Below are 25,342 nucleotides of genomic sequence, written 5' to 3'. Positions count from 1 at the left end.
TGCACCTGTGCGAACTCACGATTCACACGGGGCGGACCGACCTGCTCGCCAGTATTACTGACCGTACCCGCGAGCAGGCCGAACTTCGACCGATAAAAGCAATGTCAGACCTCGTGGAACCCCTCGTCCCACACTGGTCACAGGGCTACAGGATCGCCCCTGCGCACCGTCGCGTCGATCATCTCGACGACCCCGGCGTGTCGCGATGCGTCACACCGGTTCGGGGCGCCGATCAGCTCCGGCGGGCCGACTTCTTGCGGTACTCGAAGACCTGGTCGATGATCCCGTATTCCTTCGCCTGCTCGGCGGTGAGGATGTTGTCGCGGTCGGTGTCGCGACGGATCTTCTCGGCGTCCTGACCGGTGTGAATAGAGAGGATCTCGTCGAGACGACGACGGATGCGCTCGATCTCGGCGGCCTGGATCTCCAGGTCGGAGACCTGACCCTGGTAGGCGCCACCGGTGCGGGGCTGGTGGATCAGGACCGACGCGTTGGGCAGGGCGCCACGCTTGCCGGGGGTACCGCCGGCCAGCAGGATGGCGGCGGCCGACGCGGCCTCACCCGGGCACATCGTGGCGATGTCGCAGTGGACGTACTGCATGGTGTCGTAGATCGCGAGCATCGCGGTGACGCTGCCACCGGGCGAGTTGATGTAGATGGTGATGTCGCGGTCGGGATCCTGCGACTCCAGCACCAGCAGCTGCGCCATGATGTCGTTGGCCACGGTCTCGTCGATCGGGGTGCCGAGGAAGACGATGCGCTCCTCGAAGAGCTTCGCGTACGGGTTGTACTCGCGCATCCCGTTGGGCGTGTGCTCGATGAACGACGGAAGGATGTACCGGCTCTGCGGTCCGGCAGGCGCCAGACCGGACGGGCCGGCCTGGCCGGGGGTGGATCCGAACATGTTCGTCATGTGATGTCTCCGAAAAGTGTGCGCCGTGCGGCGGATGGGATCGAGGGAATCGGCGGGGTGACTCAGGCGCGGGCGATCACGTGGTCGACGAGGCCGTAGTCCTTGGCCTCCTCGGCCGTGAACCACTTGTCGCGATCGGCGTCGGCCTCGATCTTCTCCAGCGGCTGGCCGGAGAACTCGGCGTTGAGCCGGTTCATCTCTTTCTTGGTCTGCGCGAACTGCTCGGCCTGGATGGCGATGTCGGCGGCGGTGCCACCGATACCCGCCGACGGCTGGTGCATCATGATCCGCGCGTGCGGCAGCGCGTGGCGCTTGCCCGGTGCGCCGGCGGCGAGCAGGAACTGGCCCATCGAGGCCGCCATGCCCATCGCATAGGTCGCCACGTCGCACGGTGCGAGCTGCATCGTGTCGAAGATGGCCATACCGGCGGTCACCGAACCACCCGGCGAGTTGATGTAGAGGCTGATGTCCTTGCTGCTGTCCTCGGCGGCCAGCAGCAGGATCTGCGCGCAGAGCCGGTTGGCGATGTCGTCGTCGACCTGGCTGCCCAGGAAGATGATCCGCTCACGGAGCAGCCGCTCGAACACCGAATCGCTCAGATTCAGCCCGGCGACACCCGAACTCATCGCGGGTGTATGGATGTTCGACTCGGTCACAGTTCCTACCTTCGACTTCTCTACGAGGACCCCTGGAGGGGTCCGGTGCGATGTTCCTGTCCTCGACCCTAACGAATAGAGGCGCCGCCGCAGTCGCGGCGCCGCCTCTATTCGCTGACAGCGGAACGATTGCCCGTCCGCCGTCGCAGATCGTCTAGCCGGCCGGCTTCGCGTCCTCGGTGGTCGCGTCGTCGGTGGTCGCGTCGTCGGCCGACTCGGCCGCGTCGTCGGCGGCCGGGGCCTCGAGCGCTGCGTCGTCCTCGCCGGAGCCGAAGAACTCGGCGGTGTCGACGGTGGCGCCGGTGGTGTCGGTGACGGTGACCTCACCGATGAGGCCGGCGAGGGCCTTGCTGCGACGGACGTCGGCGTACACGGCGCCGACCTGGTTCGCCTGCTGCAGCTGACCGATGAAGTCCTGCGGCGACATGCCGTAGCGCTGCGCCTGGAACAGGATCTGCTGGGTCAGCTCGTCCTGGCTGACGACCGTCTCCTGGTCCTCGGCGATGGCGTCGAGGAGCAGCTGGGTCCGGACCGACTTCTCGGCCGACTCGCGGGCCTGCCCCTCGAACTCCTCGCGGGTGGTGCCCTGCGCCTCGAGCAGCTTCGCGAACTGCTCCTCGTCGTGGTCGAGGCCGTGCAGGACCTCGTGCACCTGGTTCTCGACCTCGGCGTCGACGATGCCCTGCGGCAGCGGGATCTCCACGGTCTCGAGGAGCTTCTCGAGAACGGCGTCGCGGATCGCGCTCGCCTGCTCCATCTTCTTGGACTGTCCGACCCGCTCGCGCAGGTCGGCCTTGAGCTCGTCGATGGTGTCGAATTCGCTGGCCATCTGCGCGAACTCGTCGTCGGGCTCGGGCAGCTCACGCTCCTTGACGGTGTTGACCGTCACGGCCACCTCCGCCTCCTCACCGGCATGTGCACCGGCGACGAGGGTGGTGGTGAAGGTCTTGTCGGAGCCGGCGGTCATGCCGACGAGCGCCTCGTCGAGTCCGTCGATCAGCTGGCCGGAACCGACCTCGTGCGACAGACCGGTGGTCGAGGCCTCCTCGACCGCTTCGCCGTTGACCGACGCGGCCAGGTCAATGGACACGAAGTCCCCGTCCTTCGCGGGGCGGTCGACACCGGTCAGGGTGCCGAACCGGGCCCGTAGCGCCTCGAACTGCTCGGCGACCGCGTCGTCGTCGACCGCGATCGGCTCGACCTCGACGGCGAGGGTGTCGAACGCGGGGATGGTGATCTCGGGACGGACGTCGACCTCGGCGGTGAAGGTGATCGACTTGCCGTACTCGAGCTCGGCGAGGTCGATGTCGGGCTGGCCGATGGCCTTGGTCTCGGTCTCGGCGACGGCCTCGCTGTACTTGCCGGGCAGCGCGTCGTTGACGACCTGGGCCAGGACGGAGTCACGACCGACGCGTGCCTCGATCAACTTGGCCGGCGCCTTGCCGGGACGGAAGCCGGGGATACGGATCTGCTGCGCCAGCGACTTGTAGGCGCGGGCGAACTCTTTCTCGAGTTCCTCGAACGGGACCTCGACATTGAGTTTGACCCGCGTCGGGCTGAGCTGCTCGACGGTGCTCTTCACGAACTTGACTCCTTATGTAGAACGACCGGCAGCGAATTGATGCCGGCCTGGGTTGTCGGCGACCGACAACGCCATTTCCGTCGGTCCTCGTGGTCGGGATGACAGGATTCGAACCTGCGACCCTCCGCTCCCAAAGCGGATGCGCTACCAAGCTGCGCCACATCCCGCACCAGGCACCCGAACGACCGCAGGGCGATTTCCGACCCACGCAGACACCAGCCGCAAATACTACGTGTCGGGTGGTGACCGGCGTGAATCGGTGGCCGACCACGGCGGCGTCGGTGGTGATTTCGGTCCGTGCCCGCGACGCGGTACAGTCGCTTCCGCACGCGGCGTCGGTGGCGATCCCACTCGGCGCGGTGTGCTCGCGGGTGTAGCTCAATGGTAGAGCCCTAGTCTTCCAAACTAGCTACGCGGGTTCGATTCCCGTCACCCGCTCCAGGTCAGACACAGTATGCAAACGAAACTGCACACTCAATGGCACACTAAGCCACTCGGCGAGCCATGAATTGCTCTGCGGTGAGTGCGCCTTTGGACCAGTTGCACGGCTCGCACGACACGGCGATGTTCTCGATGGCACTGGTGCCGCCGAGGGCTACCGGGATCATGTGGTCCTTTGTGGGCGGTAGAGCAAGCTCGCCGCAGTAGTGGCAGATGCCCTGAACGCTGCGCAGGAGGTCGACCCACTCTTTACGGGTGTGCGTGCCCTTGTCGTTCGACACCTCGATTGCCGTGAGCGGTCTAGCGTGTGCGATTGGCGCCATTCCGATACCCAGTTCGTTGCGAAGGTCTCGCATCTTGAGTTGCAGTTGGCAGTACTGCATGGACGTGACGCTCTTGCGCCCGCGCTTGGCTCCCGTTTTCGACGGCACCTCGAACGACCCGATCCAGAGGTTGTCGCGGGATCGCATGTGGACCGAGCCGAGTCCTTTGGGTCGTCTCTTGCGCTTGGTCGTAGGCTTGGTCATATCGACTCCTTGTTAGTCGGTCGCAGCCCCGGATGGTTCCAGCCGTCGCGGGGCCTTTTCGTGCGCTCAGTCTATCATTGGTGTAATGACACCGTGATACCCTGGTGTAATGACACCGGATCAGGTTCGAGCCGCTGCGGCGGTACTGGACTCACTCAAAGTCGTTTCACGCCATCAATCCTGCGAATGCAAACCGCATCTGATCGTGTACTCGTCGCAGCGTCTACGTGAGATCGCGCGAGAGATGGAGTCTGAACACCCTTGGTGCGAGCCGAATGAATAGCCCCGACGAGATCGCCGGTCTGCACGCGGTCTACAGATCCATCCCGCCGTTTGTGGAGTGCATGTGCATGGAGGTGTTCACGTCAGAGGATGGGCACGCAAAGCACCTCGAGATGCACCAGGCGGTCGGGCGGGTTGAGGCGCTACACCAGCCGACGTGCGGCAATCCCAATTGCCCACTCGGTGATGGGTGCGGGTTCGTCGAGTGCTCATGCCACGGTCCGTGGCCATGCCCAACAATAATGGCCATACGAGGGGATCCGTCGTGAGCGCACCAACACCACGCGTACCGACGCGCTGCCAAAAGTGCGGCCGACCGTGGCGAACATGGTTCTACGAACGCTGCGACCAAGGCCCCGACTGCTGGGAATGCGGCATGGAGTTTCGGAGCGTGACGAAGGGGTGGCACGCCGACTACGCCTTGGACTGCGTGGAGGTGGTTGCCTGGTCGTGCCCACACGGAACCATGTTTGAGCAACGGTGTCACGGCTGCGGGGTCAAGGTCAGCGCGTGGGGTGTTGGCGCTGCTGGGTTTGGGGAACTGTGCGGATGCAAGGTGGACGCGTAATGACACCCGCTACTGTTCCGTCTGTGCCCAACAAGCCCAAGACGCCGCTACGGACGTTCCGCATACCGGATGACGTTTATGGTCCAGCGAAGGCCGCGGCTGAGGCGAACGGCGAAACAGTGACCGACGTGGTGAAGAAAGCGCTTGTGAATTACACGCGGCGCCACAAGCGCGACACCTGACCTGTCGGACCACTCCCCTACGATCAACGCGGGTCGGAGGGAAGCCGATCCGCAACGACAAATAGAGCCGCACCCAGAGGACTTGGAAGGTCCACGGGTGCGGCTCTGTTTGTCTGTGCAGCGTTCTAGACTCAACCCACTCGTCGCGGGTCGAGGATGCACATGGCGATGTTGGTGGAGTGGGTGCCGGATGAGTGCCCCAACGGACACAGATGGAGCAAGGGCAAGTTTCTTGCGGGATGGTGCAACACGCGCGACGTTCCCTGCCGCTACTGGATCTGCAAGGTGTGCGACGCCGCCATCTACAACGACTGACGCACCCCGAGCCACACGGTTATGAGGCCGCTATGAAACGAGCTGCACACGCCGGCGTGATGACCATAAGTTTTAAAACTATGGATCACGCACCCCGAGCCACACGAGCAGGGTCACGAGGAACACAGTCCAGATGATGGTGTCGATCACTGCGGTTGGACGGCGGCCGGGGGTGAACGGTTCCGAGGTCCTACGTCACGCCGCACCCTTCAATGCGAACGTCGCCCACGTCCGATATCCGGATCGGGTCCAGGTGGCCGTGGCCGCCGCTGCCACTCCCGCGGCTGCCTGGGCGTCAGCGGCGGCCATGACGGTGTTGTAGCCCGGGTTACTCAATCCACCCTGCTGGACGATTGTCGGCGGGGTGCCGGGGAACGACGCCGTCGGTATTGCGGTTGTGGTGGTGTCGGTGATGCAGGTGTACCGCAGAATCAGGTCACGCGGCTGGGTTGTGGTGACAGACGGCGTCACCGCGGTCGTGCCGGCGCCCGATCCGCCGTCGGCGATCGACATGACGTCGATCAGGTTCGCGAGGTCAGCGCTGAGGCTGGTCACGTTCAACATGATCGCCGCGTGGGTGCTGGTGCTGTTCATCGTCAGGGTGTAGCTGGATGGTGTACCGCTGGTACGCGTAAGCGCGGCGAGCAGGAACCGGTTCGAGTTGTTCTGGCGGATGCTTTCGTGCAGACGGGTCCAGTCCGCGAGCTGGGTGGTCAGCGCCGAAGCGAACGTTGTGGATGAGCGTTGGTTCAGGATCAGCAGCAGCGTGTCACCGGGGTTCCCCGGGGGGACGGTGATCGTCATGGGTGATCCCGACGATGTGCCCAGGGTTGTCGCCGTGACAGCGGGCAGGGTGTTGACGGCGGCGGTAGCTGTAACGCCGATGCTATTGGTCGCGGCGAGCGGGTAGGCGGCGCGAGCGTCGGCGGTGCTCGATGTCGCGATGCTGTTGGTGGCAGTGAGGCGTACGCCCACGGCTCCGGTCTCGGTGACGGCAATGGCCTGGGTGGCGGCGCGGGTGTAGAAAGCTCGCAGTGTGGCGGCTCCGGTCACGGTCGCTGTGCCGGTGGCGGTGCGGCCGATGAGGACGCCCGTCACGGACACACTGCCCGTCACGGTTGTGGTCTGGGTTGCGGCTGCGGTGCGGATCTCGGCCAATGCTGCGGCGCCGTTGATCTCTGCGATCCCGTAGGCGGTGACGACGGAGGTGCCGCCGTCGACTCGGCTGACCCCGTTGCTTGTGGTGGTGATGTCGTTGACGGCGTCGGTGTCGATGGATGCCCGAACGTCACCCGCCGATGTGGTGGTGATGGCCTGTATGGCGGGGAGTGTGTAGCGGACGGCGAGGGTTGCGGTCGCGGTGACGGTTGATGCTTGGGTGGCGGGCCGGGTGTAGCGGACAGCGAGGACCGCGGTACCTGTCACTGTGACAGCTTGTGACGCGCCACGGCTGTAGGTGGCGGAGACGACGGCAGTCCCCGTGACCGACGTGGTGTTGCTGCCCCACGTCGGCATCGCAAACCACGCCGCCCCAACACCGACCGTGTTCTGCTCAGCAGCGATCGCGATGATCGCCCGCAGCAACGCAGACCCGGCCACCGTGACCGACTGCATCGCGAGGATGCGTTCAGTCGTTGGAGGCCGGACAGTCGACACCGCGACCGACCCCGGAACCCGCGACGGCACAACCGCCGACCCGGGCTGGACAACCACCACCGACACCGAACCGGGCAGCCGGGTCGCAGTGGTCGCCGAACCCGGGAGACGGGTCGGTGTCGTCGAAGGTTCCGGGACTCGAGTGGGGACAGTCCCGGAAAGGATCACGAGATGGTGATGCTCGGGGTGACCTGGATGGTGGCGTTGCCGGAGACGGTGGTCGAGGTGACGGCGAGTGCGTCTAGGAATGTGCCGCCGGTTGCCGCGGTCCACACTCCGGCTGCGGTGATGGTGGATGCGGGGACGGGAATCGACACCTGCGACCCGGTGAGGGTGCCGGCGGACGGGGTGCCCCAAGTGGTTTGCTGACGGGAGTAGGCGGGGCTGCCTCCGGTGGATTCGTTGGCGCCGGTCGATCCCGGGGAGCCGGTGTGCAGCGACAGGTACGAGCCCTGCGCTTTGTAGGCGTTGAGGAGGGCGGTCTTCATCGTGTCGGTTGCGAGTGCCATGTCAGTTTCCTTCTGTCAGGTCGATGGTGAGTTTGAGGTTTTGGGTGGCGTCGAGTTCGACGTGTTCGCGGCCGTCGGTGTCGAGCCAATGCACGGTGCCGTTGTCGTCTATCCACTGCTTCACTTGGCGCCGTCCTTCCGTTTGACGCTGCCGGTGTAGAGCATGAATTCCTGTGTCGGGGACTGCGGCAACGTGATGAGTAGGTCGAAGGTGGAGGCGGTCGACAGGATCGGTGCGAGGTCTTCGGATTGCACGATGTAGTCGATGCGGTTGGGTGTGACGACGCCCGCTTTGGTGAGGACCGCTGTTTTCGCCTTGTTGTAGAAGGTGATGGTGGAGGTTGAGCCGACCGGCCAGGTGACGGTGTTGCCTGATGCGTCGGTTGCGGGGAGGTTGAATACGAGGTCGGCGCCTTTGGAGAGGATTACCGAGGCGGTGGTGATGGGATCCCATCCGAGGTCTGGCATCAGGTCTCCTTGCGTTGGGTCATTGCGTCATCACCCAGTGGGCGAGGTCTGCGCGGCGGTTGTAGTAGGCGGTCTGATGTTGAGCGCCGTCGAGGTAGCTTTCGACGTCTTCTTTCGCCTGCAGTGCATCGGCCACAAGCGCACGAAAGTCCAACGGGTGGCGTCGAATCTCTTGCCACTTCCGCTTGGTGATCCGAGTGAGTAGGTCGTTCTTCCACTCGTCGGGGTTCTTCAGCGACATGCGTGCAGTGGCATCTGCGACCGTGCGGATCGGGCTGTTGCGGTCGGCTTGGCAGATCATGTCCCGCGGATTCCACACCCACTTGACGTGCTTGGTGTTGCGGATTTCGCGTGACCCTGCGACGCCGAACTTGCCGTTGCGGGTAACAGACTCGGGTTGGAACGGGTCGGCGATGAGACCGACCGCGATGATGTTTCGGTGCCCCTGGTCGGCGACGTTGCCTGCGACTGCTGCTCCCCCGCTGTATCCGAGGATGATCGCGGGACCGTTGTTGTCGAGTTCGCGACGAAGCAGCAGTTCACCTTGCGCGACCGATGCCGCGAACGACTGCCCGAACGGAAGCGGCACGACGCCATAGGACGCGGACCACGGCAACTCCGAGACGTAGAACCCGGGGCACATGTCCGTCACGCCCCGCAACATGTTCGCCGCTTTCGGGTTTTCGCCGATGCCACGGACCCGAATGATTCGGGTCATTCGGAACCACACGACGGAGCGGCGTACGGCTTCCGATTCTTGTCGATGTTCTGGCGTTCCTTGATGAGCGCGTCGTACTCCGCCGACAGCTTCGACGCCTTCGCGTTGTAGGTGTCGATCGCCACCATCACCGCACCAGGCTTTGAGATGTCGCGACCGATCTCAGCGACCAGTGCGTCGAGAAGTACGCGGCGGTCACCGGAGATGTCCTGCGCCCGGTTCGCCAAATTGCGTTGCTCGGTGTTGATGTCGGCGTTGTAGGTCAGAGCTGTGCGGAACTGGCGGTTGCAGTCCTCGGACGAACTGATGACGCCCTGCACCTGGAAAATCGTTGCCAGCGACAGCGACAGCATCACCACCACGAGCATGGAGAAGCTGACGCGGGACCGCTCGATGATGGGGACTCGCACGCGCTGTCCCTGCACTCGCAGGTAGCCAGCCTTCGTAGCGAACCCGAGGAAGAAGCTGACGATGGAGACGGAGATCGCAGACATTCCCACCCTGGGGAACTCGACGATCAGCGAGATCGCGGCCAACGCAATAAGGACGCCGTACAGGACGGTCAACAGGCGGTCAGTTTTCATCGTCACGGCCTTTCCTGCGAGGCAGCGATCGCACGACGCCCGACCCCAACAGCGCCGACACGACTGCCATGAATGCGAGGCTGATCGTTGCCGGTGGGTCGTAGGACTTGACGAAAGCGTCGAGGATCAGCGACCCCGCCCACACAACGGTCACGATCGACACGAGCGTCACGATCACCCACTGCGGCACCGAGAACCCGCCACTGGACGGCTCGTCCTTGTCGGCCCCGTAGTAGTCCCGCAACGGCTTGTGGTCGTCGTCTGGTTCGGGTGTCACCTCGCCCGCCTCTCATCACTGCGCACCACGTCCGGCACACCGTTGTCGGTCAGAGATCGCGGCCGGTGGCGGGTTGGACGAGCGATGCGCTCTCGGGGTTGCCCTTGCCGCTGGAGATGACCGACGTCAACAGGGACGCGACGGCCGGGACCAGGATCAGCGACAGTGTCGCCTTCCAGTCAATGCCCGCGAGGTCAGCGACCGGGGCCGTTACGACAACGCCGAGAGCAGCCTGCGCCGCGGTCTTGATCAGACGCTCTGCTGCGTCTTTCCAGAACTTGACGGTGAACATGGTCATGCCTTCCCTGCGGTGGTTGCCACGACGTGGCTTGAATGCCAGCGAGCAACGGTGTGCTCAAAGGTCTGGACGCGGTTGCCGTCGCTGTCGACGAACTCGTTCGAGGTCGGATAGCCCCACGGCCCCTTCTCGTAGCCGGTGTCGGCGTAGCGTTTACCGATGTCGCCGGTCACGTAGAAGCCTTTAGCGGCTCCATCTTGGCGGTAAAGGACGCCGCCCTGGAACGCTTGCACTGCACCGTGGTCGAGCTTGGTGAAGTCGCGGACGGGGTAGCCGAGTGCGCCGCGTTCGTATCCGTAGTCGGCGAACGCTTCAAACAGTCCACCGTGTGGGATGGCGTGTGCACCGAGGCCGGGATAGAAGTAGACGTGACCGTTCTCGAACGCCACCATGCGGCCCTTGCCGTCTTTGCCGACCGAGGTTTCGCCTGCGGTGCCGCGCTTACCGAGCCACGTTGCGCGCTTCGCGGTCTCGTTGATTTCGTTGACCACGACGACGGGCGCTTTGCGGTCGATGACTGCCTGCACGTCGCGGCGGAACTTGTTCATGTCGATCGCACCGGGATCCCACTTGCCCTGGATGGCGCCCCACTCCTTGTGCCCGATGGCGTGGGAGGCGGGCTGTCCGAGTTTGCGGAGGATCGCTGCGACTCCACGCACGTAGGCGTTGTACTGCGCGGGGGGCCAGTCTTGGCCGGCGGACGCTGCCTCGATTCCGATGGTGACCTGGTTGGCGTTGTTCGTCTGGATGCCGGGCCACGACCCTTGCCCTGCATGCCAAGCAACCCCTGCGCCACACACGGTGTAGATGCCGTCGCGGGAGAGGTGGAGTTGGGAGGCGAGTCCCAGGTCGGGATGGAAGGCGATGCTGTTGGCGGAGGCGTTGTTGCTGCCGGTGTGGTGGCAGACGATGCCCCAGATGTTGCCGAAGTCGCCGTGGCCGCGGTCGCGCCAGCCTGCGATTTCGCGGACGGTGAGTCCTTCTGCGCGGAGTATTTCGGGGAGCCAGGTGGGATCAGACATGTTTGTTCTCCAGAGGTCGTGCAGGGAGTGGGAGTTGGTTAGGCGTCCGGGGTGCGGCGTGCGGGGTTCCAGCCGGTGTTGGCGACGATGGTGCCGTCGGGTTCGCGGCCGACGATGTTGATGTGTCCGGCGGCGACGGGGCCGATGAGTTCGCGGTCGTCGGCGAGTTGGAGTTCGCCTGCGGTGACGGTGTATTCGATGTCGGCGACCGTGAATGTGGCGACGGGGGTGTAGTCGGGTTCGGGCATGGGGGTCTCCTAGTTCGCGGTCTGCATCAGATATCCGGCGAAGTTGCACGACCCGCCGATCTGGTTGGCGCTGAGATTGCTTCCGCCATCACGACCAATGAACATCCCGGGTTGGATGGTGTCGCCCTCGGCCAGGTACACGAAGGTCGGAACGCCCAGTGCCACGGCGCCGGTCGCGAGGAGCGTGCCGTTGACGTAAGCGCACCAGCGCGCACCGGCCGACTGGTCAGTGCCGTTGATGAACAGGCTGTGTGCGGCCACGATCGAGTAGTAGCCCGACCGTTGGATCGTCACGACGCCCTGGCCCTGGTTGGTCACCGTCACCTGCGACAAATTGGTGGTGTTGTCGTACAGGTTCGCCGGAACCTTGGCGAAACTGCTGGTGCCCAGGGTGGACATCCCCATAGTTCCTGCTGCGCGATAGAACTTCCAGCCAATCCCCACGACCGCTCCTGGTGCTTTCATGTCCGAGATCGCCAGCGACGCAATCCGGTACGAGTCGTAAATTGTTGTGATCGGGGTGAAGAACGGAAACCCGCTGTTGCTGTTGATGGTCTGCCGTTGCATCGCGAACCCGACCCAGCGGAACGCCGCGCCGACGGTGAGTGCGCCGCCTGTGTCGGTGTAGTTCAGCTTCGGGATGCCGTCGGCGAAAGCGATGTACGTCGAGCCGACCGCCCGGAACTCCACGCGCTGGCCTGTGTTCACGTCGACCGCAGCCGACGACCACACGGTGGAGAAGTCCCACGATCCGCCCGAACGCGTCCACTGTCCGAGCCGGATCGTCGAGTTGTCGGCGAACTCCAGGAACGCGCCCCGCGTGAGGCTCGTGTCGCACCGCAGCAGGAGTCGAGTCTTCTGATCACGGTTGGCGCTGTCACCGACTACGATCGTCGCCGACTGGTTGTCTGTCGCGGTCGGTGTGTTCAGACGGGTTCCGTAGACCCCGTCAGCGGCGCCGACCTTGATGCCGATGTATCCGAGTGGTGCGCGGATCGCGAGGTTCCCCGACCCGTCGTCGGTGAAGTCGACCGTGGACAACGTCTCGCCGTCCGCGCCGGAGAATAGGACCGACGCCGAGATGCCGAGCGCCGATCCGGCGTTCTGCACCGCAGCCGACGATGCCGCCTGGTTCTGTGCCGCCACACCTAGTGCCGTCGCGGTGGTTGCCAGGCCGGATGCCGTCGCTGCGTCTGCCGCCGCTGTAGCCGCCGCAGTCGATGCAGCTTGCGCCTGCGTCGCTACGGGGGCAACAATCACGTTCGCAACCGCACCCGCCGTCTCAGAGACCGACGCCAACGCAGCCACCGATTTGACGCTGTACGACGCCAACCCGCCCGAGTAAGAAGGCGCCAACCCGAGAGCGGCAGTCGTCGTGACGAGCGAAAATCCAGTAGCGCGGTGCGAAGCATCGATCGCGTGGGCACTGTCCGTAGCGGTCATAACCACAATCGAATCGATGATCACCTGCAGCGACGTGCCCGAACCCTTGAACTCCACCGTCGCCGACCCGCTATACGACCGAGATAAATTGTTGGTGATGTCGGTATACGTCCACGTGTTCCCCGACCGCGTCCACCGCGACAGGTAACACTTCCCGCGGAACATGTTGACCGACAGACCCTCGGTGAACGCAGCATTAGCGCGCGCAATCAACGACGTCGGCGCCGTATCCGACACCTGCACCGGATGAGTGACCATGCTGACGGTGAAGTCATCCCCCGACGCATCCGTTGGCGCCTTCGCCCACTGCCGGCCCGGAGTTGCAACCACGCCACCGACCGTGATCTGCGCCGCCTGGTCGTGAATACCTAGCGGCTGACCGTTGCCGCCCTGCGTCCACCCGCCACCGAGTGCGCTCGAGGTGTCGCCACGGTTGAAGTTGTCGAAGAACTCGGCGCCCGTCGCGATCTTCCCCTCGATCGCCGAAACCCGAGACGCTAGCGACGTGTCACGGTGAAACAACAAGTTGATGATCGAGTCAAGAACGGAATTGCCCTTGAAGAAGCTGGTCGCCCTGGAGACGATGTCGTTGGGACCGTTGATCGTAGCCGGATCCGCATTTGCGATGTTCGACGTGATCCGAGAGAACTGGTCAACAACGAACCCCATCGCCCCGCCGCCAGACGGCGACCCCGCCAGAGTGTTCGACGCGATGTCCGGGAACTTCGACGCAGCCACATTGGTGTACTTGCCCTGCGTCTGGTCCTGCAGCGCCGTCCCCGCCTGAGTAGGCGTGATCACACCCTGAGGAAGGTTCGCCGGATCAGTTCCGATTGGAAGGTTAGGTGTTGTCACAGGCTGACGACCCCACCAAACGACGCATCCTCAGACGGCTCAGCCAGATACTTCTTCGCGATCCGAGACGGCGGTGCAGGCGCATCCACCACATGCCGCGTCTCCTGCACCGCAAAATGATCCGGCTCAACAGGCGTCGGCGCAGCATCCTCACGCACCCGCTCAGACATCCACCCCGGCAACTCAATCTCAGTGACCTGCTCACCCGTCTGCCGGACACCACAGTCATCCAACATCTCCGCAACCTTGCGGGCAGCAGGCACAGCCAACGGATACGGCTGCTCATTCGCCGTCAACAACGCAAACACCAACGCCTGCGTCAACTGCTCAACCCGGGCAGCCCTCACCGGATCAGACGACGCCGTCTCATTGTCAGTCATGCAGTCTCCTAACCGATACCGATCGCGTTCAAAGCGGTCGCGGTCGTCCCAACCAGACCGACCAGCTTCTCCAACGCATCCTGCTGAGTGCGCAAATCACCGAACTTCGCCTGCCACACAGCAGGCTCCTCACGCGAAATGGGCAACGTCATCGACCGGCACCGCGTCACATACACACGCGCACCCAGATACTTCGTCGTCGCACCCACGCGGTCACCAAGCCACCAATGACCCTGACCGTTATCGCCAATCAGCCACGGAATCCCCGACGCCACCGTGAAACTGAACGCCGTATCCGGGTCCGTCTCACGCCGCCGCTTACGCAGATCCATGATCGCCGTCGGGGTATATGCCTGCGTCACGTTCGTCGCCGACGTTTCGATGTAGTGGCCCCAACCCTGCTGAGCCGCACGACCAATCAACGGGACACTCATGTACGCCAACACCGAGTTCTTGATGATCGGCATCAGGAACGCATTCAGGATCCCGCCCAACGAACCCACGCCGTAGCCGGCGATGTTGATGTTGTCGCCGATCACGTCACCCGCATACCCGATCGCGGCCTCGAACAGTTCATTCACACCCGGCATCGACTGACCGCCCGCAGTGATGCGGCACGGACCGCCAGCACCACGCGTCAACTGGAAATCCTGGACGCCGGTCACGTCGCCGTCGCGGTACACCACATACGGATGCGGCGGCTGCGTACCCAACACACCCGGCAACTTGTAACCCGTCGTGTCTACAGGGGCGCCAGTAATCAGGTCGTACGAGTCCTCGACATAGTTGCTGGTCACGTTCGCAATCGACCGCAACAAACCCGTCGCCAGGTTGCCGCCCAGAGACGTACCCGCCTGCCACCCCGACTTGTCCACGATGTCGACGAACAAGGTGCCCTGCCGCCAGTTCGTGCCCGCACCAGGCCACGGCTCCGGGTCGCCCTTCAAGAACCGCCGCGTCTTGATCATCAACTCGGCGTCCTCAAGAATCGGCGCCATCACGTCGAACCACGACTGCTTGATGTTGCCGGTGATGATCGTCGTTGGAGCCACCGACGAACCGATCGGCTTCGGCATCGGCACAATCTGTGTCTGCGCCCACAACCCATTCGAATGCGTCGACGGATCCAGCAGGTCAAAGTTGACGTTAAAGTTTGTGCCCTGCACCCGCAGCATGTTCCAGCCGAGGGTCGACAAACCGCCCCAGTCGACGGGCGCCCACAGGAACTGTTCCTTCGGCTGCTGCACCAGCGACACGGGCAAGAACGGGGACGCCGCCATGTGGACGTGCTTCAACTCCTGGGTGTCCTCCAAAAACTCGAGAACAACCTTGTCGCCATCCTTCGACCGGATGAGCGTGACACCCTTCTCAGGGTCCGTCCGCCCACCGATCCGCGCACCATCCTTCTCAACAATGACGTGAATGTTGCTGGTGCCGCGGGACTCCTGATCCAACGCCCAATGCGCCAGAAACGTCGACCGCTTCGCCTCCGCAGAGTCCAGGCTGATCGGCAGCTCAAGGTGGATGGCGCCCGTGTCGTTGTACTTCAACTCAACCGACGAACCATCCGCCATCAAGTTCGCGCACACACCGCGGTAGTTCCAGTTCCCGTCATACAACGTGATGCGGGGCGGCTTAGCGATCCTGGCGATCCGCGTCTCACGAATCTCCCGAGCCCACATCGCGAAGTCATCAAGGTTCGACCCCGCGAACGGAACGACGTTCGCCGTCACTCCAAACCCGATTCCGCCGACCACCAACGCCGCATCGTGAACTTCACCTTCGACCCCGCCGGCCCATTGATCACGACCGGCAACATCACCGGGGCATCGAGACCTGTGTAGGGCGGCACCCAAAACAGTGGTTCGATCGCACCCATCTGACCGTTCGCGTTCGACAAGTCAGCAGCGAGGTAGGTGTCCATCAGGGGGTCCGACATCACCGACCACCGCTGGCTGATCGACGGGGTGACGATCATGCGGGTCGCGAACTGTCCCGGTGTCCACTTCGGGTCGATCTCCTGCTCGTTGCCGAAACTGAAATCGGGGAACGAGAAGATGGTTGGTGCGCCGTTGGGTTCGAGTGAGAACTCGGGCCAGCCGCGACGGTCGGTTGGGTTCGTCACCGGCAACCAGAACGTGTTCTGCCCGCTCGTCGGGTTCGTGACCGTCATCGTCAACGGCGCCGACTCATAGAACGGATTCAGCGCTACCGCGGTAACGACGGCCTTCGCATACCCGACAAGGTTCCAGTCCTGCGACGGCGAAAACTTGATGCCCTGCGACCGACGCAACAACAGCAACCGCAGCCCCGACTCACCCGTCGTGACCTGCCACTGCAGGGTGCGCCCCGACCGCCACAGTTTGCGGAACCGCGACACCGCTGCCTCGATACCGTCACCCGTGTCGTACAGGTTGAACGGCAACGTCAACGTGCGTACCGGGTACTCCTCGGCACCAGCCATGCCACCCGGCGCGAATGCCGACTCGATGATCTTGAGATCAAGTTCGTCGGAGAACAGGTCGTCGGGGTCGACACTGAGTTTGATGTCGCGTCGATCGAACCCGCCACCCGAGATGACCGCCGAATCGTCATCGGCGACGAGTTCAATCTTCGCCATGTCATAGACGCTCATTTGCTCACCAAGTGACGCTGCACCGTCCTATCCCGCTCGACACGACGACGACCAGCCTCGTCAGGAACAACCACAGGCATCAAAGGTGGACGCTTCGACATCAGATCGATGAGGCGGTCGAACTTCTCCTCGAGCGCACCCGTACCGCCGCCCGCCTGGAAATCGCGCTGCACCATGCTTTCGAAAGCCGCAGTCTGACGTGGCGACAGGACGCGCTCGGGGGCGATCACGTTCTTCGCCATCAACCCCGTACCAATCGCGGCACCACCCTGGTCGTACCAGTTGTTCGCCTGATGATGAGCACGCGCACGCATCGGATCCTGGTAACGGTCCCCGACATACTTGTCGAACACCTGCCCCTGCTCACGCGGATCCGTCGTCGTCGGCGACTTACCCGCCGCCTGATACACCTCGGGGCCAGCCTGAATCAGCCCAAAGTATTTGCCGTTCTTCGCCGCCGGGTTCCACGACGACTCCTTGTTGACGATCCACTCGGAGTCGGTCCACGGCTGACCAACACGCCACGCATCCCGCAGACCCGACTTGAACGCCTCCTTGATCCCGCCACCGGACACACCAGCCCGGACACCCAGATCCTCACCCTTCTTCGGGACCGTCGAACCCGGATCAGTGACCGCAGACTGCTGAGCCGACGCAGCCGAATTAGCAGACGCGCCAGTCTTCTTGACCTCATCGAACTTCTGCTTCGCCTGCAACGCCGCATCATCATGCTTCTGCTTCGCCGCCAACGAATCGTTCTCATACTTGGTTTTCAGATCAGCGAGCTTACGATCCAGCTCAGCCTTCTTCGCGACATCCTTCGTCGCCTTCTGCTGATCCTGCAGCTTCTTCCGCTCAGCCTCATACTCCTGCTTACGGCGCAACACCTCGGCCTCATACCGCTTGTCCGCCTCAGCCTTAGCCGTCTCATACGAAGTCTTCAACGCAGCAGGATCAACCGCAGAACCCGAACCCGAACCACTCTTAGACGACTTCACCTGGTTCTCATACTCGGCGATCGCAGCCAACGCACCCGGCGAATCATTCACCGACAACACCGACAACATCGACGCAATCTGGCCCTCAATGAACGACCCAGCCGCCGAACCCAGCCGCGTCGACAACGACGTGCCACCCGACTCAGCGCTACCCGCACTCGAGCCCGCCGACGAACCGCCGGCCGAAAAGTTTCCGTTACCCGGATTGAACGCGATCGTCCCATCAGGACGCACCACAAACCCGCCAGGATCCGCACCCGCATCCGTGTACGCCGGGCCGATCGTCATGTAGGCGTGCTCGTTGTGCTGCGGATCATCAGCGTTCGCAGCACCACCACCCAACATGCCGCCGCCGTTACCGCCACCCATCTCGATAGCAGTCCCGTCAGGCAATGTGCCCGACGTATGACCGCCACCCGGACCACCGTTGTGCCACCCGAACCGCAGATCACCCGACGTGCCGCGGCCCATTGAGAAACCCATCTGCTGCAACTGGGCGCCCATCGTCGCCGTCGAGAACCGGCCACCGAACGGATCCAAACCTGCAGCGAACCGAGCAAACGCGCTCATCGCACCCGAGCAATCACCCCAGTTCGTGCCACCCCACACATACGGGGCACCAGTCAACGGACGAGACGCACCAGTCCCCTGCGCCAACGCCTTCAAACCCTCAGCCGTCACACCACCAGCCGCGAACTTGTACATCCGATCCAAACCAGTGCGAGCCAACAGACCCGACACAGCGCCACCCGACAACGCACCAGCCATCCCCGACACAGTCCCCGAAAGATTGCCCTGCGGCACCAGATCGAAGCCAAACATCTGAGCAACCGCCGTCAAGATGCTCGTAGACCGGCCACGCTTACCCTGCGCCAACGGGATAAACGCCTCGCCACCCGTCTCAGGCTCAGCCCACTGCACCAACGAATTCGGTTGCGCCTTCTGAATCACCGCCTGCGTAGGGAGTTTTCCGTTCGCATACGACTCGAGCGCGTTGATGCCGCCATTCGCATACTGACGGATCGAACCATCAGCGTTCTGCGCCAACCCCGGACCACGGAACACACGCCCACTCTGAGTGCGCTCACCAAAGTCGAGACCCTGCACCTGGGCAGTGATGTTCGCTATACGGGTGCGGGCAGCCTGATCCAACGCCTTGTTCACCGCGTCGATGTTCTGCAGCGCCTTAGTGACATCCGCACGCACCTGCGGGTTACTGATCGTCTGATCCAGCTGCTGCAACTCAGCCAGCGAAACGGCTTTACCGTTGATTAGATCGGTGATCGTCAGCTTCGCCTTCGGGTCCGCAATCTGACCCGACAGATCACGCAACGTGTTGCGCGCCTTCTGATCGCCCAGCGAGAACGCATCGTCGTTCAGCCCGATCTTCGGGTTCGCCGTCAACGCGTTCAACAGGTTGACGTTGGTCGACACGAACTGCAGCCGAGCACGCGCAGCCTCATCGTTCGCGGTGATCTCAACCTTGCCGTTCGGCAGCGACCGCGTCGTGAACCCGAGAGACTTCAGTCGGTCCTCAGCGCCGGCGATCTGGCTGGTATCAACCTGGATCGACGTCGTTCCCGGGGTCGCGAACTGCTTCGCAATCTCCTCGAACCGCTGCGACACCAACCCCAACGCCTCGGCCTCTTGCCGGGCGCGTTCCTGCGACTTGCCAAGGGTCTCGTTAGTCGACCCAATCTTCTCGCCCAAGGCGACGGCAGACTGACCGGCACTATCCAGGCCGTTCCGGGCACGACCGACCGCCGAGTCGTAGTTCTCCCAACCAGCAGCCTGCAGCTTGCTCTTGACCGCCTCCTGCGCGTCACCGTTCCCACGAACAGCAGCGGTCAGTTCTTGCATGGACACGCCGGCCTTGGCATAGTCCTTGCCGTTGGTCTGCCAGTACTTCGAGTTCTCAATTGACTTGGCGGCCTGGCGATCAAGAGCCGCGTTGACCGTATCTATGGCCGACTTCTGCCCCTCGGCGGCAGACTGAACCTGTGCCGCCGATACCCCGAGTTGCGGGTTCTTATCAACGGTGTCAAATACGCCCTCGCCCGAGAGTTTATCGAACACCTTCTTCTTGCCTTGAGCGTCAAGCGCACCTGTCTGAAAGTTGATCGCTTGCGACAGTTCATCAATCTGCCGCTTATTCTCTGCGGCGTCCCTGGCAGCGTCTGCCTGGCTCTTGCCCCATACACCCATCGCTATAGTTCCCGCAGCGAGGGCGATACCCAAAGGGCCACCCATAGCACCCGACACCGCGCCGATACCCGTGCGCAGCCCCGACAGTGCACCAGCCGCTGTGCCCACCGTGCGCGGCATACGTGACGCCGCCGAGGAAGCGTCAACAAACGCCTGCCGCATACGACCGATCGCAGGCGAATTACTGCCCAGGATTGCCATCTGAGCACCGAGCCGACCAACCGAAGTTCCAGTGGTCGCCGACACGGTTTGCAGTCGACGAACTTGGTCGTTAAAACTTCCGACCGATGAGGTCGTGGCCGATATACGGCTAGTGATCGGCGAGAACGCAGACCCGATACGGCCTACGATGCCTGGGATGATTTTAAAAGCGAGGTAAGCCCCCAGCAGTGCGGTGACGAGAGTTTGGTTGCCCTGCATCAAGTCGCCAACCGACTCAAGGAGCGGGGCGATCACCTGTAGCGCACCCGCCGCTACCTGCAGAGCACCCGAGAACGCAAGCCACGTCGCACCGCCAATAACTGCAGCAGCCTCCGCCAACGACTTCGCGATCTGCCCTAGCCCCGGAGCCGCAGCCACCACCGCATCCCGCAACTTCTCGAACGTTGTGCCAGCCTGCGACAAGAACCCCAGATCGCGAAGCTTGTCCAGCCCCTCGCCACCAAGACGCCCGATAGCGTCAACTGCGCCACCGATACCCGACGACACACTGTTTGCAGCCGCCGTCAACGGCCCCTTCACCAAGTCGTAGAACGCCAGGCCCGCGTCCTGCGCCTCGTTCTTCAACTTCTCCCACGCACCCGGCAAACCCTGCATCTTCGCCGCAGCAACATCGGCGGCAGCACCCTGCCGACCCATAGCCGCCGACATCTGATCGAAGCCGGTCTTACCCTGCTGCGCCGCGATACCAGCGATACGCATAGCGTCCGAACCGAACAGCACCGAAGTCGCCGCCTGATACTGCTCAGCCGACATGCCCTTCGACGCCGTCTGCAACTGACCAAACAGCGACGACAACCCAACGAACTTGCCCTGCGCGTCATACGCAGTGATCCCAAGTTCTTCCATCGCGGACTGCGCGGGCTTGCCCTGATCGGTCAACGCCAACAGCGCCGACTTGAGTAGGGTGCCGGCGTCAGAACCCTTGATGCCCGAGTTCGCCATCAACGAGATCGCCGCGGCCGTATCGTTCATCGAAATACCGAACTGGTTCGCGACCGTGCCCGACTGCTGCAACGCCTGCGCAACGTCGGTGATCTCAGCCGACGAAGCGTTCGCCGAGTTCGCCAAAATGTCCGAGGCCGTGCCAGCGAAGGAAGCGTTCTGCCCGAATGCCTGCAGCGCCTGCGACTGAATCGTCGCCGCCTCACCGGCACTGATCTGAGCGGCAGCCGCCAACTGCAGGGTTCCCCGAGCGGCCTGCATCGACTGATCGACCGTGAACCCGCCCTTAGCGAGTTCAAGCATCGCCTGCGCCGCATCGACACTCGACGTCGCAGCGAGGGAGTTGTCAGTACCGAGCTGGCGGGCCATCTGACCCACGCGCGCCACCTGATCCGCCGACGCACCAGCCACCGCCTGCATCGTGTTCAAGCTGGTCGTGAAATCCATGCCCGACGAGATCGCCGACTTCATGGCACCCGCGACCGCCGCGATTCCGCCGGTCACGCCAGCGGCAGCACCGAGCCCTTTCAGAGACGAGCCAAACGACGACGCGAACGACCGACCGCTGTTACGGCCCGCGCTATCGGCGTCCCGCTGAGCCGAACCGAAAGCACTACGGATCTGACGAGGAATGCCCGACGTCTCGGCGACCACACTGATGTATGCAGTTGCTAACTCCGCGATGACACACCTCCTGGCGCATTACGATTAAGCAATGGAAAAGTTGAAACTCGCTGGAATGGTTGGCGCCGGATTGCTGGCGCTTTTCGTCGCGACCGGATGCTCATCGAACGACACGGAAAAGGCTGAGCCCTCGACCGTCACCGTCATCTCGACGGAGACCGAAACTCAGGTGGCGACTACACCGGAGCCGATACCTGCACCGGAGACGTCTTCGACGCCCGCAATCGCCACCTCAATGGGTAGCGGGACGTTCGTGGTGGGGACAGATGTGGCGGCTGGCACGTACCAAACGACCGGGCCGTCCGACTCCTCAGCCGGATGTGCCTACACGTTTCTGCCCCGTCGCGGCGCCTCGTTGACTGAGGCGACGGGCGGCAACACATTCTTCGGACCCGGGTACATGGAAGTCGCAGATGGTCAGGTCGTACAGACCATCAATTGCAACTGGACGCTGCAGCCCTAGGCGACAAGTTCAGCTCTGAGATCGGCGGCAACAGACCGCGCAGCATCTGCAGCCGCCGGATCGTCAGCAGGCTTCGATGGTGCTGGATCTTCGCGTACAGGACCGTACTGGGCGGGCCGAAACATGACCGGCACGTCGTCGGCACGCTCCACGCGCGACGACAATTCGAAGTACCGCATCCACGACTGAATGTTTGCGATCTCGGCCAAAAGGAAAGTGTTCGGTTCCGCGAACCGCCACTCAGGATTCATCCGCCGGTGCAGTTCCATAGAAGGATCCGTCTCGGCGCGGTTTACGATCGCCCGCAGATCAGTCCAGTTGAAATTCGCCCGTGGGTTACCGAGATCGCGGAGCCGCAGCCCACGCTCAATGAGGTCGTATTCGACGGCCTCCCCGTGCTCGGTTAGGAGTCGGTGGAGGCCACGGATTCCCCCGCCGTGATGGTGTCAGGCTTCGACAGCTCGTCGATGATCCACTGCAAGGTGCGTTCAGGAACCTTCTTCGAAGTCAGCAGGATCTTGTAGTCCGCCGGCTTCACGTGCGGCTTGATCCACCGCAACCGAAGTTCCCGCATCACCTGATGGCTGCGCTCCGAATCGCTCGCGCCCGTCAGGTCGTCTGCCTCCTGCGGGTACGGCGAACGATCCGCTTCGGGCAGGTCATCGTTGTCGCGGTGCCATGCGTCGATCTTATTCGCGGCCTCGACATGCTCTTGCGCGAACTTCTCGTACTGCTCAACATCAGACGGCAGCATCCACGCCAGCTTCGGCGCCTCGATCAGGATCGGATCACGCCCCGGAATGGGAACTGCGATCTTGACGAGGTGATCAGACGACGTGGGAGCGAGGGCGTAACCCTCGGGAACAGACATGACCAGGAGCCTTCTTTCATTGTGTTGATTTGATCAGGAGCAAGCCCCGGCCTGGCGATCAAGGCGCGGCTCCTGGTCAGGGAATTGGGACACCCAATCGCCAGGCCGAGTCGAGCACCCGGGCGGGGGTGAGAGGGCACCCCGCCCGGGTGAGCTAGTTACGAGCCGCCGCCGCCGGAAGTGACGAGAACACCGTTGTCGCGGTACTCCTTGAGGAAGTAGCCGTCGCTGCCGCGGTACACATCCCACGTCACCTCGTACTTGGTGACGTCGTTGTACACGTCCTTGATCTCCGCGATCTCCGACACCTGGCAAATCTCGGCGACGTACACCTTGCGCTTCGTGCCCGACTTCACCGCCACGACAGCCTGCTGGAACGGAAGCTGCTCCGGCGCGTGGAAGATCGTCATCTGCTCGCCATGCGTGGAGGTCGCAGCCGAGGTGGAGACGTTCGCCGAACCGAACACCGACTTCACGAGGTTCAGGTTGTCGGCGTCGAGGAACGTCGCCTTGAACCCGTCCATGAAGTCGTCCTGCAGGCTCCGGTAGGTGGTGCCGTCGAAGTCCTTCACCTTGGTCGACGACCGCTGGTACGAGATCGACAGACCATCCTCAGCGAGAGTGCCGAGGTCGAGCGCCTTCCACTGGGTGGTCAGCGCCGCATCAGATGCGGTGGTGGGGAGCGTGAGGACTCCGGACGGGCCGGCGAAAACAACGCCGCCCTGAATGGACTGCGCAACGAACGAATGATTGACGTTTCCCATGATGGGTGCCCCTTTCAGGCATTGTGACCAGGAGCCGCAGAAAGGGTTGTGCAGTTACAGATCAGGTGAGGAGGTACAGCGTTCCGGTGAACTGCCACCGGGCGTGTTGGGTTTGTGAGGGGTCAGGGAAGTCGAGGATGTTGTTCTGTTCCCAGCCCGTGATCCATCCGCCAGCCCACGGACCACCAGAAGCGGCGACACGTAGCGCGTCGGCCGCGGCGTATGCGTCGAGTTCAGCCCGGGGACCGTCCGCAGCTTTCGCGGCGGTGGAGGCGTAACACTCGACGATGATCCGGGGTGAGTCGATGTCGCGGCCACGAGGACCACCAGCCCGCGAGATCCGAATGAACCGTTGCGTCAACGGCTCCGGGATCTTGTAGGACACGTTCACACCGGGCAATGCAGCCACGAGGACAGCACGGGCGGCGGCGATGACAGAGACAGCCATCAGGGCATCGACCGGATCAGGATGTTGTGTTTCGCATTCGACGCCATAGCCTTCGCGTCGGCCGTCACCACACTGGTGCGCCACCGACCTTGGGGGTTACGGCGGCCCTGCTGAGACCCAACGACGAACGTGCCCTTGCCCCAATCGTTCGCACGATCAGCGATCCCCTGAGCGACCTGTTCCTCGAGCGCCACAACCGCCGGATCGCGGCGAATATTGTAGAACTCCTGCCGATCAAAATCAATCCTGACCGCTGGCATCACGCACCGCCTTCCACTCCCCCGGCGCATACGACGCCCACTGGTCGTTCGGCTTACGGAAAATGTTGAGTACCCCAGACGGCTCAGTCATCCACGTCGCATGTTCCGACTTGAACTCGTGCCACTGCTCATCGCCGGCGATCACGCCGACGACAACATGCAAAGTCCTCACCGGACAGTCACGCGCCGCAGACTGACGACACCACCAGGATTCCAACCGAACGGATTGTGGTCATACCGTTGAACCGGCCCCACAACCTCGAACTCGTCGCCATCCAAAACCATGCGATCACGCGGCGAACACTCGAAACCCGGCGGCACCAACAACTCCGTATCAACCAACACCCGGTCATCACCAGCAAGCTTCGGCTCATTGCCACCAGGAGCGCCCCAGCCATACACCGGCTTCACAATCGGATCAGACCAACCCTCAGTCGGATCACCCCAACCGTTATCCACACCATCCGAATAACTCAGATGCTCAACCGTGAACAGGAGGGGGAAGTCACTCATGCGACATCCGGATCAGTGAACATGTCGACCATGTGGGCGCGACCCCGACCGCCCGTAGACGAACCAGGGCACAACCGCTGCAGATCCTTGATCTCAGACGGCCAAAACATGGACTTGCGACCCGAATCGACAGTGACGCCGTACGGTCCCGCAGTCTTCTGCGTCACCGAACCCGAGCCCGCATCGTTCCACCGCAGAATCGCTCCACGAATGATCGCCTTGGCAGCGTCGGGGCTGGGGAAGTCGTCGTCGAGGATGCAGGGCGCGACTCGTGCCGCCAGGGCCAGCGCATCCCTGATCATGATGTCCGCCTTCGCCCCATCAATCGAGACGAACGGCTTCAAATCATCATCAGCGGTGAACACTACTGCCGGCACGAGTCACCCCACTTCAGTTGTCGTCGTCGCTGTCAG

The 25,342-nt window shown here is 63.1% G+C and carries 31 protein-coding genes and 2 tRNA genes; 5 read left to right on the top strand and 28 right to left on the bottom strand.

Annotated elements, in window-relative coordinates; translation table 11 throughout:
• Positions 1-232 precede the first annotated feature (232 nt).
• The 4 genes from IEV93_RS19220 to IEV93_RS19205 all read right to left on the bottom strand — a co-directional run bounded on the left by IEV93_RS19220 (position 233) and on the right by IEV93_RS19205 (position 3,318).
• On the bottom strand, positions 233-904 hold the full coding sequence (locus tag IEV93_RS19220) for an ATP-dependent Clp protease proteolytic subunit (protein WP_229705410.1): 672 nt from the start codon (positions 902-904) through the stop codon (positions 233-235).
• Positions 905-975: 71 nt separating this feature from the next.
• Positions 976-1,569, bottom strand: coding sequence for an ATP-dependent Clp protease proteolytic subunit (locus IEV93_RS19215; protein ID WP_296388031.1), 594 nt, complete (start codon positions 1,567-1,569; stop codon positions 976-978).
• Between the two features lie 154 nt (positions 1,570-1,723).
• Positions 1,724-3,151 carry a trigger factor gene (gene tig, locus IEV93_RS19210; protein WP_188492049.1) on the bottom strand — a complete coding sequence of 476 codons (1,428 nt, stop codon included), beginning with the start codon at positions 3,149-3,151 and terminating at the stop codon, positions 1,724-1,726.
• A gap of 90 nt (positions 3,152-3,241) precedes the next feature.
• Positions 3,242-3,318 (bottom strand) — tRNA-Pro (locus IEV93_RS19205).
• Positions 3,319-3,518: 200 nt separating this feature from the next.
• On the opposite strand from IEV93_RS19205, the gene IEV93_RS19200 reads away from it, so the two are divergent.
• A tRNA-Gly gene (locus tag IEV93_RS19200) sits at positions 3,519-3,592 on the top strand.
• Between the two features lie 44 nt (positions 3,593-3,636).
• Here the strand turns inward: IEV93_RS19200 and IEV93_RS19195 are convergent.
• A complete protein-coding gene (locus IEV93_RS19195; protein ID WP_188492047.1) occupies positions 3,637-4,119 on the bottom strand; it encodes an HNH endonuclease in 483 nt (160 codons plus the stop codon).
• 873 nt (positions 4,120-4,992) lie between these two features.
• Here IEV93_RS19195 and IEV93_RS19190 point away from each other — a divergent pair.
• Positions 4,993-5,151 (top strand): hypothetical protein, encoded by a 159-nt coding sequence (locus tag IEV93_RS19190; protein ID WP_188492045.1) that lies wholly within the window; start codon positions 4,993-4,995, stop codon positions 5,149-5,151.
• Positions 5,152-5,313: 162 nt separating this feature from the next.
• Positions 5,314-5,466 carry a hypothetical protein gene (locus tag IEV93_RS19185; RefSeq protein ID WP_188492043.1) on the top strand — a complete coding sequence of 51 codons (153 nt, stop codon included), beginning with the start codon at positions 5,314-5,316 and terminating at the stop codon, positions 5,464-5,466.
• A gap of 195 nt (positions 5,467-5,661) precedes the next feature.
• Here IEV93_RS19185 and IEV93_RS19180 read toward each other — a convergent pair whose 3' ends face one another.
• Positions 5,662-6,891 (bottom strand): hypothetical protein, encoded by a 1,230-nt coding sequence (locus tag IEV93_RS19180; protein WP_188492041.1) that lies wholly within the window; start codon positions 6,889-6,891, stop codon positions 5,662-5,664.
• Between the two features lie 55 nt (positions 6,892-6,946).
• Between IEV93_RS19180 and IEV93_RS19175 the strand changes: the two genes are divergently transcribed.
• The gene (locus IEV93_RS19175) at positions 6,947-7,300 is read left to right on the top strand and encodes a hypothetical protein (RefSeq protein ID WP_188492039.1); all 354 of its coding nucleotides are present in this window, start codon (positions 6,947-6,949) and stop codon (positions 7,298-7,300) included.
• On the opposite strand, the gene IEV93_RS19170 is transcribed toward IEV93_RS19175, so the two are convergent.
• The 14 genes from IEV93_RS19170 to IEV93_RS19110 all read right to left on the bottom strand — a co-directional run bounded on the left by IEV93_RS19170 (position 7,287) and on the right by IEV93_RS19110 (position 21,580).
• The gene (locus IEV93_RS19170) at positions 7,287-7,631 is read right to left on the bottom strand and encodes a phage tail fiber protein (protein WP_229705339.1); all 345 of its coding nucleotides are present in this window, start codon (positions 7,629-7,631) and stop codon (positions 7,287-7,289) included. The genes IEV93_RS19175 and IEV93_RS19170 overlap by 14 nt on opposite strands.
• A gap of 1 nt (position 7,632) precedes the next feature.
• Positions 7,633-7,755, bottom strand: coding sequence for a hypothetical protein (locus IEV93_RS22625; protein WP_268237513.1), 123 nt, complete (start codon positions 7,753-7,755; stop codon positions 7,633-7,635).
• Positions 7,752-8,099: an LtfC-like domain-containing protein gene (locus tag IEV93_RS19165; RefSeq protein ID WP_188492037.1), complete on the bottom strand. Its 348-nt coding sequence runs from the start codon at positions 8,097-8,099 to the stop codon at positions 7,752-7,754. Before IEV93_RS19165 ends, IEV93_RS22625 begins: the two co-directional genes overlap by 4 nt.
• Positions 8,100-8,118: 19 nt before the next feature.
• Complete coding sequence (locus IEV93_RS19160) at positions 8,119-8,751, bottom strand: hypothetical protein (protein WP_188492035.1); 633 nt, start codon at positions 8,749-8,751, stop codon at positions 8,119-8,121.
• Positions 8,752-8,813: 62 nt separating this feature from the next.
• On the bottom strand, positions 8,814-9,407 hold the full coding sequence (locus IEV93_RS19155; protein ID WP_188492034.1) for a hypothetical protein: 594 nt from the start codon (positions 9,405-9,407) through the stop codon (positions 8,814-8,816).
• Complete coding sequence (locus IEV93_RS19150) at positions 9,391-9,678, bottom strand: hypothetical protein (protein ID WP_188492031.1); 288 nt, start codon at positions 9,676-9,678, stop codon at positions 9,391-9,393. The genes IEV93_RS19155 and IEV93_RS19150 overlap by 17 nt, the downstream gene beginning before the upstream one ends.
• Positions 9,679-9,727: 49 nt before the next feature.
• Positions 9,728-9,976 (bottom strand): holin, encoded by a 249-nt coding sequence (locus IEV93_RS19145; RefSeq protein WP_229705338.1) that lies wholly within the window; start codon positions 9,974-9,976, stop codon positions 9,728-9,730.
• Complete coding sequence (locus IEV93_RS19140; protein WP_188492029.1) at positions 9,973-10,998, bottom strand: N-acetylmuramoyl-L-alanine amidase; 1,026 nt, start codon at positions 10,996-10,998, stop codon at positions 9,973-9,975. The genes IEV93_RS19145 and IEV93_RS19140 overlap by 4 nt, the downstream gene beginning before the upstream one ends.
• 38 nt (positions 10,999-11,036) lie before the next feature.
• A complete protein-coding gene (locus tag IEV93_RS19135; RefSeq protein WP_188492027.1) occupies positions 11,037-11,246 on the bottom strand; it encodes a hypothetical protein in 210 nt (69 codons plus the stop codon).
• A gap of 9 nt (positions 11,247-11,255) precedes the next feature.
• A complete protein-coding gene (locus tag IEV93_RS19130) occupies positions 11,256-13,490 on the bottom strand; it encodes a hypothetical protein (protein WP_188492025.1) in 2,235 nt (744 codons plus the stop codon).
• 50 nt (positions 13,491-13,540) lie between these two features.
• Positions 13,541-13,924, bottom strand: a complete 384-nt coding sequence (locus IEV93_RS19125; RefSeq protein WP_188492023.1) for a hypothetical protein — start codon at positions 13,922-13,924, stop codon at positions 13,541-13,543.
• Positions 13,925-13,932: 8 nt separating this feature from the next.
• On the bottom strand, positions 13,933-15,657 hold the full coding sequence (locus IEV93_RS19120) for a Gp37-like protein (RefSeq protein ID WP_229705337.1): 1,725 nt from the start codon (positions 15,655-15,657) through the stop codon (positions 13,933-13,935).
• Entirely contained in the window at positions 15,654-16,544 is an 891-nt protein-coding gene (locus IEV93_RS19115; protein ID WP_188492021.1) for a hypothetical protein, read from the bottom strand. Before IEV93_RS19115 ends, IEV93_RS19120 begins: the two co-directional genes overlap by 4 nt.
• An 11-nt stretch (positions 16,545-16,555) precedes the next feature.
• Positions 16,556-21,580 carry a phage tail tape measure protein gene (locus IEV93_RS19110; protein WP_188492019.1) on the bottom strand — a complete coding sequence of 1,675 codons (5,025 nt, stop codon included), beginning with the start codon at positions 21,578-21,580 and terminating at the stop codon, positions 16,556-16,558.
• Between the two features lie 61 nt (positions 21,581-21,641).
• Between IEV93_RS19110 and IEV93_RS19105 the strand changes: the two genes are divergently transcribed.
• The gene (locus tag IEV93_RS19105) at positions 21,642-22,073 is read left to right on the top strand and encodes an Rv1352/Rv1906c domain-containing protein (protein WP_188492010.1); all 432 of its coding nucleotides are present in this window, start codon (positions 21,642-21,644) and stop codon (positions 22,071-22,073) included.
• Here IEV93_RS19105 and IEV93_RS19100 read toward each other — a convergent pair.
• The 8 genes from IEV93_RS19100 to IEV93_RS19065 all read right to left on the bottom strand — a co-directional run bounded on the left by IEV93_RS19100 (position 22,070) and on the right by IEV93_RS19065 (position 25,306).
• Positions 22,070-22,342 carry a hypothetical protein gene (locus IEV93_RS19100; RefSeq protein WP_188492008.1) on the bottom strand — a complete coding sequence of 91 codons (273 nt, stop codon included), beginning with the start codon at positions 22,340-22,342 and terminating at the stop codon, positions 22,070-22,072. The two genes, IEV93_RS19105 and IEV93_RS19100, sit on opposite strands and share 4 nt — an antisense overlap.
• A gap of 134 nt (positions 22,343-22,476) precedes the next feature.
• Positions 22,477-22,944 (bottom strand): hypothetical protein, encoded by a 468-nt coding sequence (locus IEV93_RS19095; protein WP_188492006.1) that lies wholly within the window; start codon positions 22,942-22,944, stop codon positions 22,477-22,479.
• Positions 22,945-23,102: 158 nt separating this feature from the next.
• Positions 23,103-23,708, bottom strand: coding sequence for a hypothetical protein (locus tag IEV93_RS19090; RefSeq protein ID WP_188492004.1), 606 nt, complete (start codon positions 23,706-23,708; stop codon positions 23,103-23,105).
• Between the two features lie 61 nt (positions 23,709-23,769).
• Positions 23,770-24,156 (bottom strand): hypothetical protein, encoded by a 387-nt coding sequence (locus tag IEV93_RS19085; RefSeq protein WP_188492002.1) that lies wholly within the window; start codon positions 24,154-24,156, stop codon positions 23,770-23,772.
• Complete coding sequence (locus IEV93_RS19080; RefSeq protein WP_229705336.1) at positions 24,156-24,416, bottom strand: hypothetical protein; 261 nt, start codon at positions 24,414-24,416, stop codon at positions 24,156-24,158. Before IEV93_RS19080 ends, IEV93_RS19085 begins: the two co-directional genes overlap by 1 nt.
• Positions 24,397-24,561 (bottom strand): hypothetical protein, encoded by a 165-nt coding sequence (locus tag IEV93_RS19075; protein ID WP_188491999.1) that lies wholly within the window; start codon positions 24,559-24,561, stop codon positions 24,397-24,399. The genes IEV93_RS19080 and IEV93_RS19075 overlap by 20 nt, the downstream gene beginning before the upstream one ends.
• A gap of 23 nt (positions 24,562-24,584) precedes the next feature.
• Positions 24,585-24,929, bottom strand: a complete 345-nt coding sequence (locus tag IEV93_RS19070) for a hypothetical protein (protein ID WP_188491997.1) — start codon at positions 24,927-24,929, stop codon at positions 24,585-24,587.
• The gene (locus tag IEV93_RS19065; RefSeq protein ID WP_188491995.1) at positions 24,926-25,306 is read right to left on the bottom strand and encodes a hypothetical protein; all 381 of its coding nucleotides are present in this window, start codon (positions 25,304-25,306) and stop codon (positions 24,926-24,928) included. Before IEV93_RS19065 ends, IEV93_RS19070 begins: the two co-directional genes overlap by 4 nt.
• Positions 25,307-25,342 lie beyond the last annotated feature (36 nt).

It is taken from the genome of Williamsia phyllosphaerae, from assembly GCF_014635305.1.
Classification (GTDB): domain Bacteria; phylum Actinomycetota; class Actinomycetes; order Mycobacteriales; family Mycobacteriaceae; genus Williamsia_A; species Williamsia_A phyllosphaerae.
The sequence above is the reverse complement of the archived record's forward strand: the minus strand, read 5'-3'. Positions and strand labels throughout refer to the sequence as shown.

Coding starts and splice junctions, on each gene's coding strand:
- IEV93_RS19220 (WP_229705410.1), bottom strand. CDS start 904: ATGTTCGGATCCACCCCCGGCCAGGCCGGCCCGTCCGGTCTGGCGCCT.
- IEV93_RS19195 (WP_188492047.1), bottom strand. CDS start 4,119: ATGACCAAGCCTACGACCAAGCGCAAGAGACGACCCAAAGGACTCGGC.
- IEV93_RS19185 (WP_188492043.1), top strand. CDS start 5,314: ATGGCGATGTTGGTGGAGTGGGTGCCGGATGAGTGCCCCAACGGACAC.
- IEV93_RS19170 (WP_229705339.1), bottom strand. CDS start 7,631: ATGGCACTCGCAACCGACACGATGAAGACCGCCCTCCTCAACGCCTAC.
- IEV93_RS19165 (WP_188492037.1), bottom strand. CDS start 8,099: ATGCCAGACCTCGGATGGGATCCCATCACCACCGCCTCGGTAATCCTC.
- IEV93_RS19145 (WP_229705338.1), bottom strand. CDS start 9,976: ATGACCATGTTCACCGTCAAGTTCTGGAAAGACGCAGCAGAGCGTCTG.
- IEV93_RS19140 (WP_188492029.1), bottom strand. CDS start 10,998: ATGTCTGATCCCACCTGGCTCCCCGAAATACTCCGCGCAGAAGGACTC.
- IEV93_RS19135 (WP_188492027.1), bottom strand. CDS start 11,246: ATGCCCGAACCCGACTACACCCCCGTCGCCACATTCACGGTCGCCGAC.
- IEV93_RS19125 (WP_188492023.1), bottom strand. CDS start 13,924: ATGACTGACAATGAGACGGCGTCGTCTGATCCGGTGAGGGCTGCCCGG.
- IEV93_RS19115 (WP_188492021.1), bottom strand. CDS start 16,544: ATGGCGAAGATTGAACTCGTCGCCGATGACGATTCGGCGGTCATCTCG.
- IEV93_RS19105 (WP_188492010.1), top strand. CDS start 21,642: ATGGAAAAGTTGAAACTCGCTGGAATGGTTGGCGCCGGATTGCTGGCG.
- IEV93_RS19100 (WP_188492008.1), bottom strand. CDS start 22,342: ATGGAACTGCACCGGCGGATGAATCCTGAGTGGCGGTTCGCGGAACCG.
- IEV93_RS19095 (WP_188492006.1), bottom strand. CDS start 22,944: ATGTCTGTTCCCGAGGGTTACGCCCTCGCTCCCACGTCGTCTGATCAC.
- IEV93_RS19090 (WP_188492004.1), bottom strand. CDS start 23,708: ATGGGAAACGTCAATCATTCGTTCGTTGCGCAGTCCATTCAGGGCGGC.
- IEV93_RS19085 (WP_188492002.1), bottom strand. CDS start 24,156: ATGGCTGTCTCTGTCATCGCCGCCGCCCGTGCTGTCCTCGTGGCTGCA.
- IEV93_RS19080 (WP_229705336.1), bottom strand. CDS start 24,416: ATGCCAGCGGTCAGGATTGATTTTGATCGGCAGGAGTTCTACAATATT.
- IEV93_RS19070 (WP_188491997.1), bottom strand. CDS start 24,929: ATGAGTGACTTCCCCCTCCTGTTCACGGTTGAGCATCTGAGTTATTCG.